Source organism: Nocardia sp. NPDC056100 (assembly GCF_042266325.1).
Classification (GTDB): domain Bacteria; phylum Actinomycetota; class Actinomycetes; order Mycobacteriales; family Mycobacteriaceae; genus Nocardia.
Window position 1 is genome coordinate 848736 of the sequence record NZ_JBHJVY010000002.1, and the last position, 14347, is coordinate 863082.

The window sequence follows — 14347 nt, forward strand, 5'->3', positions numbered from 1 at the left end:
AGGGCACCCGCCTTGCCCGCGCCGCGCATCTTGCCACAGGCGACCCACGGCGGCCCGCCGCCGCCAACCCATCGACCGCCGGGCGGATCGGTCGGCACGCATTGGACACGAGTCGATTCCACGACTCAGCGGGTCGGAAGGACGGTGGCCAGGAACGATTCGGTGTCGGCGGCGGACTGGGTCAGGACCGTGAAGTGGGTGGCCGAGGGATAGATCTGGAGTCGGCTGTCGGTGCCGCCCTGCTGAAGTTGTTGTTGCAGAGCCAGAGTGGTGGGTATGGGCTGCAAGGTGTCCGACGCGCCTTGGAGGAGTAGTACCGGCTGGTGGTAGCCGGTTGCCGGGACCGCGAGGTAGTCGGTCAGCGCGGCGGTGATCGCCGGATCGGACAGTGGCCGGGAGAACATCTCTCCGATGGGCTGGCCTGCTGCGGCCTCTTCGAGTGAGTCCTTGCAATCGATTTCGGCCTGGGCGATGGCTATCAAGCGGCGGCCCAGCGGGCTGAGGTAGTCGGTGAGACGCAGGTCGGGGCGGGTGTGGTCCAGACCGGCGAGCACCATGATGAGCCGGGTGCGGAACCCGTCGAGGGCCGACACCTCCGGCAGGCCCGGCTGGGCCAGCGCCGCAATGAGTTGTTCGACATTGCTGGTCGGGGCGTAGGACACGGTGCCGTGCAGATCGAGTTCGGGGGCGTAGGTCGGTGACAAATGCGCGGCGAACAGCACCGAATGCCCGCCGATGGAATGTCCTGCCAGCACATAGGATTCGGAGAGTTCCGGATCCACGGCGTGCCCGGCTCGGACGATGTCGAGGACCGCGTGGCCGTCCGCGTGCCCGGCGAGATAGTTGTAGAAGCCCGGTGCGCCGAGTCCGATGTAGTCGGTGGCTTCGACCGCGTAGCCCTGGGACAGATAGTGCGTCAGTTCGGGTCGTTCGTTGAACGTATCGGCCATGCCGCCGGTCAGATTGGGTGCGCATCCCTGGGCGATACCGCTGGTGCCGTGCGCCCAGGACACCACTTTCCATCCGCCGGGCGGAGCGTCTCCCGCGGGCAGGAAGATACTGCCGCCGCTGATCTGCGGCTCACCGTTCTGACCGGTGGTGCGGTAGATGACCCGATAGCCTTGGGCCGCACCGGGAATCAGATCGGACTCGGCCAGGGGTTCGGATCGCACGATCGTTCCGGGAACCTCCGTCGGCTGGGCCGCGGCCAGGGCGGGAGTCACTGTCGTTGCCGCAGCGACCAGCGCCGCGAGAGCCATGCCTCGCATGGAAACTCCTTGTTCGAGAGAGTTTTTCAGTTATGAGGTGCGAGCGAACTCGCCGAAGATTCGACGAAGCGGTCAGCGACCGGCCGCATACCCTTGCATCCCACGGGGATTGGCGGCCGCGGACAGCACACCGGTCGCGGGATCGCGGGCCACCGCGCACATGCGCCCTTCGGACCACGGCTCACCCACGGTCACCTGATGCCCGCGCCGGCGCAGCTCGGCGATGACGTCATCGCCGATTCGCGACTCCACGCCCACCCCACCGGGATTCATCGCGTGCGGATAGAACGAGCCCGGGAAACTGTCCTGATGCCAGTTCGGCGCATCGATCGCGCCCTGGAGATCCCACCCACCGCGCACCGTCCCGCGCAGGGCCACCGCCAGGAAGAAATGCAGACTCCATTGATCCTGCTGATCACCGCCCGGCGTGCCGAAGGCCAGCACCGCCTCACCATCGCGCAGCGCCAGCGACGGGCTCAGCGTGGTGCGCGGGCGACGGCCGGGCACCAGCGAATTCGGCAGTCCCGGTTCGAGCCAGGCCATCTGCAAACGCGTGCCGAGCGGAAAACCCAGTTCGGGCACAACGGGATTGGACTGCAACCAGCCCCCGCTGGGAGTCGCGGCAACCACATTGCCCCAGCGGTCCACCACATCGATATGGCAGGTATCTCCGCGAGTGGCACCGGTGCGCGATACCGTGGGCTCGCCCGCTCCCAGCGGAATCGCTTCGGGAACAGCGTGATTCGCATGCCGGCCGAGTACGGGAACCCGCCCGCCCGGGCTGCCGGGCCGCAGCTGGTACGACGCCTCACCTCCGATCAACGCCCGGCGCGCAGCGTTATAGGCCGGGTCGAGTAAAGCCTCGACGGTGATATCGGTACTGTCGCCGTACCAGGCTTCCCGATCGGCCATCGCGAGCTTCGAACCCTCGATCAGCGCATGGTAGTAGTCGGGTGTGCCGTACTCCAGCTCCTCGGGCAGCAGGGCGAGCTGCTGCAGGAACACCGGCCCCTGGCTCCACAGCCCCGCCTTGGCGATCGTCCAGCCGTTCCAGGTATAGGTGGCCGGATCCTCGTACGTCGCACTGTAATCGGCCAGATCAGCACCGGTGAGGGTGCCCGCGTGCCGCTGTCCCGAGGTATCCATGGCCGGTCGCGCTGCGCACGCGGCCAGTGCCTCGGCGATGAAACCCTCGCGCCATACCCGCCGCGCGGCCTCGATCTGGACGTCGCGGTCCGTGCTCGCGGCTTCGGCCTCGGCGATCACGCGCCGCCAGGTCTGCGCCAACACCGGATTCTTCAGCAATTCCCCTGGCGCGGGCGGCTTTCCATGGGGCAGGTACACCGGCACCGATGTGGTCCATTCGGTCTCGAACAGGTGCTGCATCGCCGAGACGGTGGCCGAGACGTTCTCCACCACGGGGTGACCGTTCTCGGCGTATCCGATGGCGTAATCCAGCACTTGCGCAAGGGATTTGGTGCCGTGATCGCGCAGCAGCACCATCCAGGCATCGAACGCCCCGGGCACCGCCGCGGCCAGCGGACCGGTGCCCGGCACCATATCGAGTCCGAGGCCGGTGTAGTGCTCGATCGTCGCGCCCGCCGGTGCGGGACCCTGCCCGCACAACACCGTCGGTGCCTGTCCGACTGGGGCCAGGATGATCGGGACCTCACCCGCCGGGCCGTTCAGATGCGGTTCGACCACATGCAGCACGAAGGCTCCGGCCACCGCCGCGTCGAAGGCGTTGCCGCCGTCCTCGAGCACCGCCATCGCGGTCGCCGAGACCAGCCAATGCGTGGAGGAGACCATGCCGAACGTGCCCTGCAAGGTGGGGCGGGTGGTGAACGTAGTCATGTGTGAATCCTTCAGTTGCCGTGCGCGTGGTCGAGGATTTCTCGGGCGGCGCGTTGCCCCGATTCGATGGCGCCGTCGATGTATCCCGCCCAGCGGGTCGCGGTCTCGGTTCCGGCCCAGTGCATCGGGCCGACCGGGCGGCGCAGTTCGGAACCGAAGCGGGTCAACGTCATCGGAGTCGCGAATGCGCCGTAGCAGCCCAGGGTGTAGGGCTCGGCGGCCCAATCCTGCTCGATGTAGTGGGCCGGGTTGCGGGCCTTGGGGCCGAAGTAGGCGGCCAGATCGTCCAGTACCAGGGCGCGGCGCTCATCGGGGGTCAGGCGTGCGGCGGCCTGGGCGTGACCTGCTTCCAGAAAGCCCACCAGGACAGCGGGTTCCGCATCAGGTGGGCTCGCGTCGAAGACGGTGCCGAGCGCGCGCAGATCGCTGTTGGCTTGCCCGGACAGCCCCTGCGCGCGCCAGAACGCCTCGTCATAAACGACATTGACCTTGATGGTCCAGCCCATCGGCATCCGTTGCAGCAGATGGTTCCGCGCGGCGGGCAGACCCGGGGAGAACCGGATCCGCGACACCAGCGGCGGCGGCACCGCGATGACCACGTGCCGGGCACGCCACTGCCGATTCCCCGCTCGCACAACAGCTTCGGTATCGCTCCACTCGATCTCGGTGACCGGAGCATCGAGAACCACACTCTCGCCGAGCTTTTCGGCCATGGCGATCGAGAGTCCCTGTGTGCCCCCGACCAGTCGATCCTGTTGCGCGCCGCCGGTCGTATTGATCAGCGCGTCGATACCCCCGGCGGAGTGAATGTAGAACTGTGCCCACAGTGCCGACATCTCCTCGGGTTCGGCGCACCACACCGCATTGGTCACCAGGCGGAAGAATGCGCGACCGGTCGCGGTGTGCGCGTGGTTCTCCAGCCAGGTGCCGAAGGTCTGGCCATCGAGCGCGGCGGCGCGCGGGGCCGTCCAGGGCGCATCCACCGGAACGCGCCGCGCGGCCCGGTCCAGGCGCAGCTGGGTGAGGCCGATATCGGCCAGTACCAAGGGATTCAGCCGCGGAATGCGTCCCTGATAGCGGGTGATCCGCCCACCGAATTCGCCCAGGTGCACGCCCGAGTCATGAGTGGGGTAGGTGCCGAATCCCAGTTCCGATGCCAACCCCAGCACCCGATCCTGGCCCGGTCCGACCCACATGCCGCCCACTTCGACATGCGAATTACCGCCCGGCACTTCGACATTGAGCGTGCGCCCGCCCACCCGATCGCGCGGCTCGAGCACGACCACCTCGCGCCCGGCCGCGGCGAGAGCGCGGGCGGCGGTCAGCCCGGCGGCCCCCGCCCCGATAACGATGACATCTTTGAGCTCTACCATTTGGCATACACCTTGCATCTCAAATACACGATGTATGTGAGAGTACTATTGCCGATGTGGCTGTCAAGGGACTACGCGCTGAATACGCCGAAGCGACGCGATCGGCCCTGCTCGAGGCAGGGCGACGGTTGTTCATCGAACGGCACTACACGGACCTGTCGGCCGAGGAGATCGCGCGGGCGGCCCGGCTGACCCGCGGCGCGCTGTATCACCACTTCGGCGGCAAACAGGGCTTGTTCGAAGCGGTCTTCGAGGAGATCGAACAGGAACTCACCGAACGCCTCACCGCCGCACTGACCGGCGGCGACCCCTGGCAGGACGGCCTGCGCGCGCTGGAGGCGTTCCTGGACGAATGCACCAGCGTTCCGTATCAGCGCATAGTGCTACAGGAGGGTCCGGTCGCGCTGGGCTGGGCTCGTTGGCGCGAACTCGACGGGCGTCACATGCTGGGGTTGGTCCGCGCTCTCGTCGACGAGCTGATCCGAGCCGACGTCTTCCCGCCCCGCTCCCCCGACCTGCTCGTGCGCGCGATCTACGGCGCGCTCACCGAAATGGCGTGGGGCATAGCCGAATCGGACGACACCGCACAGGCGCGCCACGATGCGGGACTGATCGCGCTGGACATGATCAGCTCACTGCGCCTGAACAATTCGTGAGGTGCGGGCTGCCCATCAGACGCGGGCGGTGTCGCTTCGCGAGGTCAAGATCGTTGCTGTCGCCGGGAATTGGCACGCCAGAATCCGCGCTCGGATCGCTCGATCACCAGATCGGGGTGCCGGGCCTGTAGTTCGACGGCGATATCGTCCAGCGATATCGGGCGCAGCCAGCGCTCGGAAATGGTCATCGGGTAACCGGTGGTGAACCTGCCGACCGGGCCGTAAACCCATCGGGGCCACCGTCGTCGGGTGAGCTTCGGGCTGGACTCGACCGGCTCGATCGCCAGGTATCTCGCGCCGTGCGCGGTGATCACATGGACGCGCGCTATCGCGGCCCACGGCATCCGCCCGAATGGGCTGAGCGTCACCGCCTGATCGTCCACGACCAGATCGGGTGCGGGACGCACGATGTGGTGCAGTCCCAGCAACAGCGCGAGGGTTCCGGCGACGATCGGAGCCAGCACCGGAAACGTCAGCGTCGACCCGTCGCCGGTCGTGACGAGCAGGAGCGCGCCGCCCGCGATCGCCATCAGGCCCATCGCCACCAACTCGACCCAGCGCACCCACGACGAGCGAAAGATGGTCGGCGCTGTCGAGAATTCGTGACTCTGGTCCACGCAGTGGACTGTAGCGCTCGCTATTCCACCGGTCCGGTCGCGGGTTCATTGGAATCTCGTTGGTGGGCCATTGGTCCGGCTGCGCATGCTCAGCGAGCCCTTTGGTTCTCATATCGCTCGGAGCAGAACATGAGCCGCAAGATTCTCGGCGGTGCCATGCTGGCGCTGACCATTACCGCCACCACCGCCCTCACCGCTGTCCCCCACCTCGCCGCGACCGCGACCGCATCCTCGGTCTGCGCGGACGACGAGCTTCCGGTCTACGGCTACAAGCACTTCGAAGACAAGTTCCCCAAGAATGCCGTGGGCGCGATGTTCGCCCTCAACGATCAGTTCGACAAGGTCCAGCGCGCCGTGTTCTGCCTCACCAATGTCGAACGCGCCAATGCCGGTGTCCCCGCACTGAAATGGAGCGACGACCTGTCCGGTAGCGCCGCCGTATTCGCCCGCCACGCCGAAGGCCGCCAATGGTGGACCGACGGCGCGAACTTCCACGATGACCCGGACCTCGCGGGCGTCCCGGTCAACACCCAGGTCCAGCAGCGTGTCCAGTCCAACAACCCTTGCACGTACTACAAAGGCGACGGTCACGAGGTCAACCGCTGGTCCGAAAACCTCTACGCCGGTTGGGATGCCGAGTCATTCACCACCGCCAAAGCCGCCGTCGCCTGGTGGATGAACAGCCCCACCCACCGCGCGAACATCCTGGACCGCAACGTCACCAAACTCGGCGTCGGCGTCCGCTCGGGCGCGGCCCGCCCCGGCATCGATGCGGCCAAGCCCGCGGGCACCTTCGTCCAGCAATTCGCCGGATGCAGCTGAACCCCTGCCCTGCAGCCCCTCTCACGATTCGCGACTAGGGTGGAAGTGATCGAGTTCGTCCACGCGTGTGAAGGTGGTACCGGATGTTGGATTACGGCCTCGACCTCTCCGAGGTGAAGCGCGATATCGCCTTGCCCGACTTGATAATCGAAGGCCAAGAGCTCGACGACCTGGTCTCGGCCCACCCCGACTGGACCCTGCCCACCCCCGCCGCGGGATGGACGATCGCCCACCAGATCGCCCATCTCGCTGCCGCCGACGCGAACGCCCTGAACGCGCTGCATGACCCCCAAGCCTTCGACGGCGAACTCAAACGCGCCGACGCCGACGGCCCCGCCCATGCCGACCTGGTCGCCGCCGAGGGAGCGGCTCTGCCGCGATCAGAACTGTTGCACCGGTGGCGAACCGGTCGAACCGAGCTGGCCACGGCCCTCGGCGAGATACCCCCGACCCACGAATTCCCCTGGTACGGCTCGCAATTGACCCCGCAGCTGATGATCCCGCTGCGCCTGATGGAGACCTGGGCCCACGGCCAGGACATCTACGACACCCTCAGTGTCACGCATCCCCCAACCGGCCGCCTCCGCCACATCGCCGCACTGGGCGTGGCAGGGGTGCCCCTGTCGTTCTACGCAGCTCAACTGCCCACTCCCCCAACCCCATTCCGAATTGAGCTGACTGCCCCCACCGGAGAAACCTGGACATGGGGCCCCGAAGGCGCCGAACAACAGATCCACGGCACCGGCCTGGACTTCTGCCTCCGAGTCACACAACGCAGACCCCTCCCCGCCACCACCCTCACAGCCAGCGGTCCCGACGCCCAAAAATGGCTCGGAATAGCCCGCGTCTTCCTCTGAGCTATCAGCGGTTGTCGGTTCTACCGGTAGGGGTATAACGACTGCCGATTTGCCGACCGAAACCATTGGATCACTGTCCAAGCTCGTCGAAACATGCTGCTGTTACACGGATTCGATCCCGCAACAGGGGTTCGTGTCGCTCAGGCACTGGATGCGCAGACCGCAATGGGTGATGCACACTGGTCCGGCAGCGTCACGAAGACCCCGGAGGACCCGCATGCGAGCGAATGGGAAGCGTCGTCTCACGACAATGGTGGAGTTGATGGGAACATCGAAGTCGGTCTGACGGCATGTGGAGTCCCTTCGAGAAGTACGACGGTGATCCGCGCGACCGGCGGACCCCGCCCGGCATCGAGCCGGTGAATATCGCCGAAGACGAGCGCACGATGTATGACGGCCGCCTCATCCGGACAGCCGTTGTCGGCCGCCGAGATTCGACCGAGCCCGTATATCTTCCCCTCGACTACGCCGGCGCTAGCGATGTCCTGCGCAGGCATCGGCAAAGCGGGTTCTCCTGCGGGATTCATCTTGGCGGATGCGGTTGGCCACTGCTGGTGCGGCGGTCACGTCAGGATCTGAAGGTCGCTCACTTCGCCCATCGCCCGAATGGCCCGGTGTGTCCACGGCATGACGGGCTGTCACCTGGAAGCGCGGATCACCTCTTCATTTACAACGGGCTGGTATTTCTGGCCCGGCGCAACGGAGGGAATTTCCACCGCGCCCAGCGTACGGATATTGACATCAGCAACGGTCGATGCGCATCTGTTCTCCTTCGAGGGGACAGGACCGCTGTCCGAGTGCAGTTCATGGATCTCGCCGAAGACGTGTGGCGTGTTCAGGATGGAGAACTCAGACACAGCTTCGAAAACATCCAATGGATATTCGGTCAGGGTGTCTCAGGTCCCGTCGAAGCTCTCAAGGATCGAGACGGTTACGTCCTACGCGCACGATGTGAATTCCGAAACGGTGCGCGAGAAGTGTTGGTGCGCAAGGAGGCCTACGGATCTGTGTCCGACTGGATTCCCCTGCATGACTGCCTGATCACCGCAAGCGGAACCGTGTTGTTCGCGACTGCGGCGGACTCGAGCGCTACCGGCCTCCTCGCGACAGTCCCCGTGTGGCCATTCGAATCAATCGAGGCAGCCGAGAATACGCCGATCTCAGGTTTTTGGCTGGCCGCCAAAGTTCGGCCGGTGCTTCGGGATCTCGCGGCCGCGATGGCACGAGATGACTGGCAGGCCGCCAGGGCAATTCGAGCCGCACAGCAGCCCCTCCTGAACAGGCTCGCCGATTCGTCTCTGTACGATGAGAAGCAGCAGCTCCGGGTCATCATGAGATGGCATGTTCACCATCCGTCAGCTCCACGGCAGGGCCCGAGGACGGAGAAGAAGCCGAACCGGGAGATGAAAGCGAGTGCTTCCGGGGCTGCGGCACGTACAGGCGTAAAGGACTCGAAGCGGAAGAGAGGGCGAACCCCTCCTCCACCGAAGCGCGATATGCCAATCAAGTTGAGCTCACAGGAGCGGTTTCGACGACGTGCCACGGGCATCGTCCTGGAGCTCGAGACGGCTCGGTACAACAACGACGCTGACGAAATCCGAGCGCTGTGGAAGTCGAATTCCCATGTCCTCGAGGCTCTTCGCAAGGGCGACCAGGACGGATTGGGGCATCTCCGCAGCCAACTCATACGTGTGCGGGCATGGCTTCTGAACCAGCCCGCAGCAAAGCCGGAGCGACCGGGCCGCACCGAATCGACCTGAGTCGAGTGGCGAGCTGAGCGGCGACGTCGTTCCTTTCGCCGATGTCTCCGTGATGCCGCCTCGAGACGCTCACTGCCTCAATTGTTTTCGGGTACATGCTCGGCGGAATCAGACCTTAACCCAACCCGCATGACCGGATACCGTGGACACTCGACGAGGTAGGCACACCAAAGAGGAGCGTTGACGTGACGGTGTTCTCCGGACCGAGCTATGTATCGCATGACCCGTCCCTTCGCCCGTCCCCGCTGAGCCCACTGGACGCGGCAATGCGATTGGGGGCACCTGTCGCTGTGCCCGAGGGGGCGGGGCCATTTGGGATGGGTCTGTCCAGTCGAAATGATCTGCTGTACGCGGTCGCGATCCACGGCAGGACACCGCCGATTTCGGTCGAGACCTATCTCATCAACGGTCAGGACACGCTGCAGTTATTCGCGGCGTGTGCATTGGGCGGATTCGCCTTCCGGGCCGGACTGGACGACGCGGACGGACCAATCGATCTACTGGCTGCGGACGCGATCGATGTGGAGACCGCGCTCACGATCGACAACGTGGTCTACTCCGGTGTGGAGATCATCCGCGGTGACCTGGTGGCCCGCGCCGCTACCATCGACAACACCCGTCGGGTCTCGGTATGCGCATTCTCAGGCCCCGTACCAAGACTCTCCTGGACGCGGTCGTAGGTTCGATCCCACATGGATCCACAATTGCCTCCGACCCTCGCGCCCGGCGTTTGCCCACCTCAGCGAATCATGGTGGAGGATATGTTGATACGACGCTGGCAACCGGAGGATCTGATCCTGCGGTTCGAAGCGATTACGAGGTCGTACGAGCACATCCATCCGTGGATGGACTGGCTCGCCGAGCCGCCCACACTCGATAGCCAACGTGCATTCGGTGAACGCGTCGCCTATGGGTGGCCAACTCCCGATCGAGGCTTCAACTACGGCATCTTCGACACCGACGGCAGGGTGCTCGGTGCGATCGGCCTGCACGACTGCCTCGGTCCACCGGCCGTGGAGATCGGCTATTGGTGCCACGTCGAGCACATCGGTCGCGGTGTCGTGACCCGCAGTGCGGCCGCGCTGACTCAGATCGCGATCGCACTGCCAGGAGTCGACAGGGTCGAAATCCACTGCGATGAAGCCAACTTCCGCAGTGCGGCTGTCGCACGCCGCCTCGGCTACCGTCTAGACCGGATCGAGCCCCGTGCTAAGCGGGCCCCCGCCGAATCCGGTCGCGGCATGTACTGGGTCATGGATCAATAACCGCAAGCCGCCCAGTTTCAGTTCCGATGGACCACAAGCCACCCCACGCGCCGAATAACCGAAGTCTATTGTCCCTCCCCGCTTCGGTGCGGACCTGTTGGGCGAGTGACTGCCCGTAACAACCGCGCCGACGTAATCGCTCCACTTGTTCGCCAATTCGGCCAGCCGCCACCATGCTCCGTGAACGAGTTCATCGGAGGCGCTTTCTCACATGTGGAGCAGCTCAATTGCCTCGACTTGCGCGGCAGCGAGTCGGTCTATTGCAGCACCCGGAGACTCGTTGCAGCAGTCGGGAAATGGCGCGCAGCACTGCACCAGGTGTCGATGCACGTGATCACGTGCTGCCGAGTCATGTCCAAGCTCCCGCGCCTCGGGTATCGACGCTGAGTGAGGTGTAGTTCGGCTAGAGGACACGCGAGCTTCGTGACCGGGTGCGCGTCCCGTTCGTCGCCGATGTGGCCACAGCAAGCCGCCAGTACCTCGTGTCAATCGGGAAGATTTCGCCCGGGGTGGCGTCGCCGGAACCGCCATGCCTACGAACGGAGGCTCGACCCGGCGGCCGATCCACATCGAAGGGTGTCAGGATCCGTTGTTTATCGACGAGCTGCCATCATGACGGATGACGACGTGCGCAGTCCCCGACCGGCCGCCTCCGCCACATTGCCGCACTGGGCGTGGCAGGGATGCCCCGATCGTTCTAAGCGGCCCAATTGCGTACTCCCCCAACATTATTCCGAGTAGAGCTGACCGCCCCCACCGGTGAAACCTGGATGTGGGGCCCCGAAGACGCCCAGCAACGCGTCCACGGCAGCGCCCTCGACTTCTGTCTGCGAGTCACCCACCGCAGACCCCTGACCGCCACCGATCTCACAGCCACCGGCCCCCAAGCCCAGAGGTGGCTCGAGATCGCGCGCGTATTCCTCTGAGGTATCAGCCTGTTCTCGCGCCGCTGCTACCCCGATGATGTGGCCGCGCGCTCAGCCCAGCGTGAACGTCGTGCGGCCCGCGATGTGCTCGAGGTCCTTGTTCTGCGGATAGACCTCGGAGTATGTGTCGAGCCACGCCTCCACCTTCCCGGCCCCCGGCGCCATCCCCATACCGGTGATCACATTGTCCGGCAGCCCGACCACCGTGCCGCCCTCAACGCGCTGCGACTGCCCGCTGGTCAGCCCGGTGCCGACATTCCGCCAATGCACGGTGACGTAATAGGCCCCGCACGACTCCCCGGTCTGGGTGATCTTCAACCGAACCCCGAACGTCCCCGACTGCGGCTGCGCCACGGTCTCGGCATTGAGAATCGCGGCACAATCGGACCCCGGAACCCGCGTCAGCGTCGGAGTGAACTGGGCAACCGGATCGCTGGGGTTGGCCCCGGCGGTCCCGGTGAACCCACCCCACGCGGCCACCATCGCCGCCGCGACCACACCCGTGCGGAACGTGAACTGTTGCAGGGAAACGTTTTTCATTCTCATGCCTCATATGTCGCACCGGACGCGCACCGCGTTATGACTCCCCGAGCCCTCACTTTCAGGGGCTGGCCAACACCGGATGAGTGAGGGCTCGGTAGGCGGTTCGATGCTCGCCCGAGCACCCTTCGGGTGAGCGGGCGGAGTCGATGACTGCGGCGACTGAAGGCGATGTCGCACCGGCGCACGCCGATCGCGGCCGACCGGCGGCAGCCGACGTGGTACGCGATCACACCCGGAACCTATAGCCGTATGTTGGAGCGATGACTGTCGATACTCACGGCGCGCGGCCGACGGCCGGCGTCGTCGCAACGGATCAGGATGCCGTGCTCAGCGCGATCGCGGGGGTGTTCGGGCGGCTCGAGGCCGCGCTCGGGGCCAAGGATGCCGTTGCGTTCGACAGTGTGTTCACCGATGACGTGGTGTTCATCAATCCGGCAGGTGAGATGGTTCGGAACTGGGATGAGCTGCACGATTATCACCAGTTCGCGATGCGGAACAGCCCAGATGCCGAGGCACATTACGACATCCTGGCCGTCCGGCTGCTCGCCGGTGGACATGCGATCGTCAATGTCGAGCAGACACTGCGGACACCGGATTTCGCGGTCACCAACCGCGGGACATGGGTTTTCACCGAGCACGACGACAACTGGTGGGTCTGCTCGGTGCACAATACGAATGTGGCGGGAAGCGCAGGACCACCGGCGGCCGAACCTGCCGCCCACTGACGAGGCCTGGCAAACCAACTGGGGTAGCTCCAGTCGACACCTGCGGTCAAGGGAATCCGAAGATCAAGGTTCCCGGAAGTGCCGTGGTCCGGAGCGCTTCTTTGATTCTGTTGCGCGGCAACGCGTTTAATGCATGGCCTCCGATTCTAGGTTTGCGGAAAGCGAGCCTTTACCTCGACGGTGCGCGTGTCCGACAATGCGATGATGACATTGGGGGGACCTGCTGGCAGGCCGAGGGGACTCACACTCGACGCTGTGCGGTGGCATATCGCCAGAGAAGATCAGCTGCGTGCTGCGGTATCGACGCGGGCGGGTGCGGTGCTGAGTACGAACGCGCTCGTGATCGCCGGTACAGCCCTATCGTTCTCGTTCAGGGATTCACGTCGACCGAACATAGCGATGCTGTGCACGTCATTAAGCGCCTTGGTATTCGTCGCCGGGTCGGTCATGTTCGCATCGATGGCATTGATCACTTTGCGGCGCAAAGACTTACGGTTCTTTGGACCGCGCGATGACGCATCGGCTCTCTACTACTACCCGGGGATCCGGCGCAAGTGGCCGACCGTAGAGGCATTTAGGGAAGCCGTCATGAATCAATCGCCGGAGCAACAATTGCGTGGAGCCGTCGTCGAACTGTGGCGGGCCGCTGACCTCCATGGCCACCGATATCGCATGCTCCGCACAGCGACATGGCTCCTGCTGGGTGCCATTTGCTCACTGCTGGCAACTGTCTGGTTAGCCGCGATCACGCATTGAGTGTGCAGTCCAACTGCAAGCCACGCCTGCGGGTGTCGTGTTGCACCGAACCGCCATGGGCGGCCGCTGAGGACCACCGAGCAGATACGAACTCATGGCCGCGGGCTGTTGCCGATTGGATTCGTTCCGCACGATCGCGAACGGCGTTGTTACTCCGAATCTGCCGCGATGGCCTCCCACCGGGAACAAGAAGGGCGGTGGGAGGCCATCGGGCACGGCGAGCCGGGTCGCGGAGCTCGCCGTGGCCGGGACCGAGGGGGCATTCCGGCGGCCGGCCATCGCCCGGTGCCGGGCAGGGCGCGGGTGATGGTGGCGCGGCGGGATGAAGTCGGTTCGGTTCCGGCCCGCGCTCGCGGTGATGTGGGGCAGCCGCGGAGCGCGAGATGGGTTCGGCTACAACGGGATCGGGGGTGATCGGGGTGTGGCCGAGGGGTTAGGGGCGGTTGGCGTAGGCGGAGTGGGTGCCGAAGGTGCGGTAGCCGTAGACCAGTGGGGCGGCGGTGCGGGTTTCGGCGGCCTTCACTTCACCCAGGAGCAGGATGTGGTCACCGGCGTCGATGGCTTGGTGGAGGTGGCAGGCGAGCCAGCCGGGGGCGTCGGTCAGTCGTGGGAGGTCGTTGTCCAATTGCCAAGGGACGCTGGCGAATCGGTCCGCACCGCGTTGGGCGAAGGTGATGGCTATGCGGTCGTGGTCCGAGCCGAGGACGTTGACGCCGAAGCGCTCGGTGCTCAAGATGGCCGGGAGCAGGCCGGAGCGGTGGTCCAGGGCCACGCTGATCATGGGCGGGGCCAGGGACAGGGAGGCGAAGGAACTCACCGTAACGCCGAAGGGCACCTGGCCGTCGGTGGTGGTGACAATGGTGACCGGGCCGCAGACACCGGCCATCAAATTGCGAAACGTGTCCTCGGACAGCATCTTTGCTCC

The 14347-nt window shown here is 65.3% G+C and carries 15 protein-coding genes; 9 read left to right on the forward strand and 6 right to left on the reverse strand.

Translation table 11 applies throughout. The annotated features are described in order from the left end of the window. Nucleotides 1–125: 125 nt before the first annotated feature. The 3 genes from ACFC0O_RS15865 to ACFC0O_RS15875 all read right to left on the reverse strand — a co-directional run bounded on the left by ACFC0O_RS15865 (nt 126) and on the right by ACFC0O_RS15875 (nt 4495). Entirely contained in the window at nt 126–1268 is a 1143-nt protein-coding gene (locus ACFC0O_RS15865; protein ID WP_375958314.1) for a lipase family protein, read from the reverse strand. Between the two features lie 72 nt (nt 1269–1340). Next, nucleotides 1341–3122, reverse strand: a complete 1782-nt coding sequence (locus ACFC0O_RS15870) for a gamma-glutamyltransferase family protein (protein WP_375958316.1) — start codon at nt 3120–3122, stop codon at nt 1341–1343. Nucleotides 3123–3133: 11 nt separating this feature from the next. Next, nucleotides 3134–4495: a flavin monoamine oxidase family protein gene (locus tag ACFC0O_RS15875; RefSeq protein ID WP_375958318.1), complete on the reverse strand. Its 1362-nt coding sequence runs from the start codon at nt 4493–4495 to the stop codon at nt 3134–3136. A gap of 56 nt (nt 4496–4551) precedes the next feature. Here ACFC0O_RS15875 and ACFC0O_RS15880 point away from each other — a divergent pair, with 56 nt between their 5' ends. Next, a complete protein-coding gene (locus tag ACFC0O_RS15880; protein WP_375958320.1) occupies nt 4552–5151 on the forward strand; it encodes a TetR/AcrR family transcriptional regulator in 600 nt (199 codons plus the stop codon). Nucleotides 5152–5195: 44 nt separating this feature from the next. On the opposite strand, the gene ACFC0O_RS15885 is transcribed toward ACFC0O_RS15880, so the two are convergent. After that, nucleotides 5196–5768, reverse strand: a complete 573-nt coding sequence (locus ACFC0O_RS15885; RefSeq protein ID WP_375958322.1) for a hypothetical protein — start codon at nt 5766–5768, stop codon at nt 5196–5198. A gap of 129 nt (nt 5769–5897) precedes the next feature. On the opposite strand from ACFC0O_RS15885, the gene ACFC0O_RS15890 reads away from it, so the two are divergent. The 6 genes from ACFC0O_RS15890 (at nt 5898) to ACFC0O_RS15915 (ending at nt 11398) form a co-directional block, all read left to right on the forward strand. Beyond that, nucleotides 5898–6590: a CAP domain-containing protein gene (locus ACFC0O_RS15890; protein ID WP_375958324.1), complete on the forward strand. Its 693-nt coding sequence runs from the start codon at nt 5898–5900 to the stop codon at nt 6588–6590. Between the two features lie 83 nt (nt 6591–6673). Then, nucleotides 6674–7447: a TIGR03084 family metal-binding protein gene (locus ACFC0O_RS15895; RefSeq protein WP_375958326.1), complete on the forward strand. Its 774-nt coding sequence runs from the start codon at nt 6674–6676 to the stop codon at nt 7445–7447. Nucleotides 7448–7737: 290 nt separating this feature from the next. Beyond that, nucleotides 7738–9207 (forward strand): hypothetical protein, encoded by a 1470-nt coding sequence (locus ACFC0O_RS15900; RefSeq protein WP_375958328.1) that lies wholly within the window; start codon nt 7738–7740, stop codon nt 9205–9207. A 317-nt stretch (nt 9208–9524) separates the two neighbouring features. Further along, on the forward strand, nt 9525–9887 hold the full coding sequence (locus ACFC0O_RS15905; protein WP_375958330.1) for a hypothetical protein: 363 nt from the start codon (nt 9525–9527) through the stop codon (nt 9885–9887). Between the two features lie 81 nt (nt 9888–9968). Next, nucleotides 9969–10472 carry a GNAT family N-acetyltransferase gene (locus ACFC0O_RS15910; RefSeq protein ID WP_375958332.1) on the forward strand — a complete coding sequence of 168 codons (504 nt, stop codon included), beginning with the start codon at nt 9969–9971 and terminating at the stop codon, nt 10470–10472. Nucleotides 10473–11182: 710 nt separating this feature from the next. Next, entirely contained in the window at nt 11183–11398 is a 216-nt protein-coding gene (locus ACFC0O_RS15915) for a hypothetical protein (RefSeq protein ID WP_375958334.1), read from the forward strand. Nucleotides 11399–11449: 51 nt separating this feature from the next. On the opposite strand, the gene ACFC0O_RS15920 is transcribed toward ACFC0O_RS15915, so the two are convergent. After that, nucleotides 11450–11938, reverse strand: coding sequence for a hypothetical protein (locus ACFC0O_RS15920; RefSeq protein WP_375958336.1), 489 nt, complete (start codon nt 11936–11938; stop codon nt 11450–11452). Between the two features lie 263 nt (nt 11939–12201). Here ACFC0O_RS15920 and ACFC0O_RS15925 point away from each other — a divergent pair, with 263 nt between their 5' ends. Further along, the gene (locus ACFC0O_RS15925) at nt 12202–12666 is read left to right on the forward strand and encodes a YybH family protein (protein ID WP_375958338.1); all 465 of its coding nucleotides are present in this window, start codon (nt 12202–12204) and stop codon (nt 12664–12666) included. Between the two features lie 255 nt (nt 12667–12921). Then, on the forward strand, nt 12922–13422 hold the full coding sequence (locus ACFC0O_RS15930) for a hypothetical protein (RefSeq protein ID WP_375958340.1): 501 nt from the start codon (nt 12922–12924) through the stop codon (nt 13420–13422). A 433-nt stretch (nt 13423–13855) separates the two neighbouring features. Here ACFC0O_RS15930 and ACFC0O_RS15935 read toward each other — a convergent pair whose 3' ends face one another. Further along, complete coding sequence (locus ACFC0O_RS15935; RefSeq protein WP_375958342.1) at nt 13856–14338, reverse strand: flavin reductase family protein; 483 nt, start codon at nt 14336–14338, stop codon at nt 13856–13858. Nucleotides 14339–14347: the final 9 nt, after the last annotated feature.

Bases quoted from the DNA above. Each gene is read 5' to 3' on its own strand.
- ACFC0O_RS15900 (WP_375958328.1), top strand. From the start codon at position 7,738: ATGTGGAGTCCCTTCGAGAAGTACGACGGTGATCCGCGCGACCGGCGG.
- ACFC0O_RS15920 (WP_375958336.1), bottom strand. From the start codon at position 11,938: ATGAAAAACGTTTCCCTGCAACAGTTCACGTTCCGCACGGGTGTGGTC.
- ACFC0O_RS15905 (WP_375958330.1), top strand. From the start codon at position 9,525: ATGGGTCTGTCCAGTCGAAATGATCTGCTGTACGCGGTCGCGATCCAC.
- ACFC0O_RS15895 (WP_375958326.1), top strand. From the start codon at position 6,674: ATGTTGGATTACGGCCTCGACCTCTCCGAGGTGAAGCGCGATATCGCC.
- ACFC0O_RS15935 (WP_375958342.1), bottom strand. From the start codon at position 14,338: ATGCTGTCCGAGGACACGTTTCGCAATTTGATGGCCGGTGTCTGCGGC.
- ACFC0O_RS15865 (WP_375958314.1), bottom strand. From the start codon at position 1,268: ATGCGAGGCATGGCTCTCGCGGCGCTGGTCGCTGCGGCAACGACAGTG.
- ACFC0O_RS15890 (WP_375958324.1), top strand. From the start codon at position 5,898: ATGAGCCGCAAGATTCTCGGCGGTGCCATGCTGGCGCTGACCATTACC.
- ACFC0O_RS15875 (WP_375958318.1), bottom strand. From the start codon at position 4,495: ATGGTAGAGCTCAAAGATGTCATCGTTATCGGGGCGGGGGCCGCCGGG.
- ACFC0O_RS15870 (WP_375958316.1), bottom strand. From the start codon at position 3,122: ATGACTACGTTCACCACCCGCCCCACCTTGCAGGGCACGTTCGGCATG.
- ACFC0O_RS15925 (WP_375958338.1), top strand. From the start codon at position 12,202: ATGACTGTCGATACTCACGGCGCGCGGCCGACGGCCGGCGTCGTCGCA.
- ACFC0O_RS15910 (WP_375958332.1), top strand. From the start codon at position 9,969: ATGTTGATACGACGCTGGCAACCGGAGGATCTGATCCTGCGGTTCGAA.